The sequence below is a fragment of the Rhodospirillaceae bacterium genome, assembly GCA_018662005.1.
GTDB lineage: Bacteria > Pseudomonadota > Alphaproteobacteria > Rhodospirillales > JABHCV01 > JACNJU01.
The window spans coordinates 1-3299 of record JABJHA010000052.1; the positions used below are offsets into that span (position 1 = coordinate 1).

The window sequence follows — 3299 nt, forward strand, 5'->3', positions numbered from 1 at the left end:
AACTAACTGACTGTATGGCCCGGCATCGTACACTTCTTGTAAACAGAAGAACATACTCCGAGACGATAATCATCATGTTTGAGAAAGCAGAGCGGAACAACTAGACAAAAGTCTTACTGTCACCCTTTGCGCGTATACACCGTTTCAGTCATGTCTTCGGGAACGAAAGCTCCCGGCGGGATTAGGCCGGGAAAGACGTATGCGTGATGCAGTGCGTCCAATTGCGCCCACAACAGCTCCGTCTTGAAGGTAAGCGCTGCGATGCACTTGTCTTGCTGTTCGCGCGTCGTGGCGTTCTCCAGCACATAGGCCAGGCCGAATTCCACATCCCGTGGTGCCTCAATCAAACGACGGCGGAAATAAGACAATGTTGCATCGTTGGCAAATTCGTAATAACGTTCAAACCCGTCGATGCGTTCACGGTGAATGTCCGGGGCGAACAATTCCGTCAGTGATGATGCGATGCCTTCCAGAGTCGGCTTGGTCGATACAAAATTAACATAGGCATCAACGGCAAAGCGGGTCGCGGGTAAAAGGCCTTTCAGATTTTTAACGTCTTCGCGGTTCATCCCCAGGCCATCCGTCAGGCGCAACCAGCGTTCGATCCCGCCGGTGCCGCCTTCGCCGCCGCCGTCATGATCAAGGACGCGCTGACGCCAGGTGTTACGGAGCTCCGGGTCCTCAATACGCGACATCAATGCCAAATCTTTGCGCGGAATGCTGATCTGGTAATAGAAGCGGTTCAGCGCCCAGGCCTGTACCTGGCCCTTTTTCAACTCGCCACCATGCAAAAGTTGATGAAACGGATGCAAATCGTGGTATTGGCGTTTGCCAATGACGCGTAGTTCGGCTTCGAAAGCTTCAGGAGTGAAAGGCTGGCCGTCGGTCATGGTGTTATTTCCAATCCATCATGGGCGACGACCCATCCGGCGGCCTCTGCTTCGGCACGTTCGGGACTGTCGTCAAGAAGTACGGGATTTGTGTTGTTGATATGGATAAAGACTTTTTGGGCGATATCGAATTGGGAAAAGGTGTCGATGGTTCCCCCGGGGCCGTCCATAGCCATATGGCCCATACGCTGTCCTGTCTTGTGGCCGACCTTGCGGCGGATCATTTCATCATCGGTCCACGTTGTCCCATCCATGAATACTAACTCGGCTCCCATAAGGCGTTTGGCCAGATCATCAGGAACCGCAGCGCAGCCCGGCAGATAGAAGAAACGTTTTTTCGTTGCGGTATCCGTGACTTCAAGCCCGATGGTGTCTTCGGGAACGGAACCAAAATTGTCTTGGGTGTCGTCTTCAAGATACAAGGCGATTTTTCCCGGAATGGCGAAGGGCGTGACGGTTAGGCCTAGGTCGTTGTTTTCAACGTCTAGCAGTTTCTTTGGTGTGTTTAAGGACAGGGGGCGTCTGGGGACAAAATCAGGATTGACCACGTCGTAAACGGAGTTCCCTGCAAGAACACCCAGTACACGACCCGTAGCGTAGAGCGCAAATGGCTGGCTTTCGCGCAACGTCAATAATCCAGCTGAATGATCAATGTCGGCGTTAGTCAGCACCGCCGCGGAAATCGGCGTGTGCCGCAAACCCTCGTTGGGGTGCAATGCGGGGTTTTCAAAAATCTGTTGGCGCAAATCCGGGGATGTATTGAGCAGGACCCAACGTTTCCCATCCGCCGTTACGGCAAGGGAAGACTGGGTGCGCGGTCGCGCATTGGAATCCCCGGCACGCGCCTTTGAGCAATTTTCACAATTACAATTCCATTGAGGGAAGCCGCCCCCCGCAGCCGAGCCCAGTATCAAAACCTTGAACATTTCCGATTTCCTTGTTGATGACTATTTCACCAATGGATAACACGTCAATACCTTGGAAATGCGAATTATTAAAATTCGACTTTAGGCTTATGTTGCAGGAAACGGATATCAACGCGCTCAGGTTTCCATCCGTATGATGGTCCCATCGTGGGAAACCAGTATGGCCTTTATATCTTCCCGAGCGCGTACCAGATTTTGAGCCTTATCAGGTTCCATGACGGCTAATGCTGTTGATAGGGCATCCGCCATTGCCGCACTTTTAGCGATAACCGTCACGCCGGACCAGTAGTGTGATGGAAGGCCATTTTGGGTGCTGAATAAATGATGGAAACGGCCTCGTGAATCCAGGGTGGTGCCGTACCCTCCGGAACTTGCAACGGCCTGATTTTTTAGTTCCAGGGTGTCTATGAGGCGAGAGGATTGTAAGGGATCGGAAACGCCAATCCGCCAAGGCCGCCCGTCTGGATGCTTGCCGGTTCCCCTGAATTCACCAAGATTGACCAGTGTATCCCGGATGCCGTTACGCTGGAGAATTTCTGCAATTCTGTCGGTGATATATCCTTGTGCTATACCGTTCATGGTTATCGCCATGCCGGACTTTGCAAATGAGACCTGATCTTCGGAAATTAAAATATTCCGCCAGTTGATGAGCGTTCTGGCCTTGCTAATGGCCGCGCGGCCGGGACCATCCGGGTCGGGGTTGATCTGCGAGAAATGGTGGGCATACAACGCCCACAGCGGTTGAACGGTTACATCGAAGGCGCCGTTACTGATCTGTGAAATGTCATTCGCCTGCCTGATAAGGGAGACAAGTTCAATTGGCGGAGATGACAATTGACCCTCTTTGTTCAATCTTACGAGAGCCGAATCCCGACGAAACAGGCTAAATACTTTTTCCAGGCGGGTAATCTCGGATGCGCAGACGGCAACAATTTTTTCACCGGCCAGTTTGTCATGGTGATAAAGACTGATCGAGGCTTCACCCCCCAGGGCTTTGCCGGTCCAGTTTACCCGATGGGCTGCGGCAAGTGAGAGCCCGGGTGCAATCGACAATCCCGCTGCCGCGCCGACAATGGAAATAAAATGCCGTCTTGAAGTCCTGTTGCTCATTTCCTTTCTCCCCGGGCGGCAAGAATCAGGGGCACGCATTTTTGATTGTCATTGTAAATATCGACGCATTCCAGACACTGGAAACATTCGTCGTAATCGATATTTCCTACTGCATCGATGGCGTTGTACTGGCATCGCACCTGACAAAGCCGGCAAGGGGATCCGCAATCGCTTCGTCGTGAAATCGGATCAATGATCCTTATTTTGCCAAGAAGGGCAAGACCTGCACCCAGCGGGCAGATGTATCGGCAGAAAGGCTTAAACATAATCATTCCCATCAACAACCAACCAACAGCATAGGCGACATGGGGAAGCGAGCGCTCGAAATACAATGTAATCGATGTCTTGAAGGGTTCGACCTCGACGAGCTTGT

4 protein-coding genes are annotated in these 3299 nt (G+C 52.2%); all 4 read right to left on the reverse strand.

Going from position 1 to position 3299, the window contains the following annotated elements; all coding sequences use genetic code 11:
- Window positions 1-119: 119 nt before the first annotated feature.
- Entirely contained in the window at window positions 120-890 is a 771-nt protein-coding gene (gene pqqC / locus HOL66_16775) for a pyrroloquinoline-quinone synthase PqqC (protein MBT5245887.1), read from the reverse strand.
- On the reverse strand, window positions 887-1816 hold the full coding sequence (gene pqqB, locus HOL66_16780) for a pyrroloquinoline quinone biosynthesis protein PqqB (protein MBT5245888.1): 930 nt from the start codon (window positions 1814-1816) through the stop codon (window positions 887-889). The genes pqqC and pqqB overlap by 4 nt, the downstream gene beginning before the upstream one ends.
- A 117-nt stretch (window positions 1817-1933) precedes the next feature.
- Entirely contained in the window at window positions 1934-2926 is a 993-nt protein-coding gene (locus tag HOL66_16785; protein ID MBT5245889.1) for an FAD:protein FMN transferase, read from the reverse strand.
- Window positions 2923-3299 (reverse strand): 4Fe-4S binding protein (locus HOL66_16790; GenBank protein MBT5245890.1); only part of this gene is annotated, 377 nt, incomplete at its 5' end. The genes HOL66_16785 and HOL66_16790, both read right to left, overlap by 4 nt.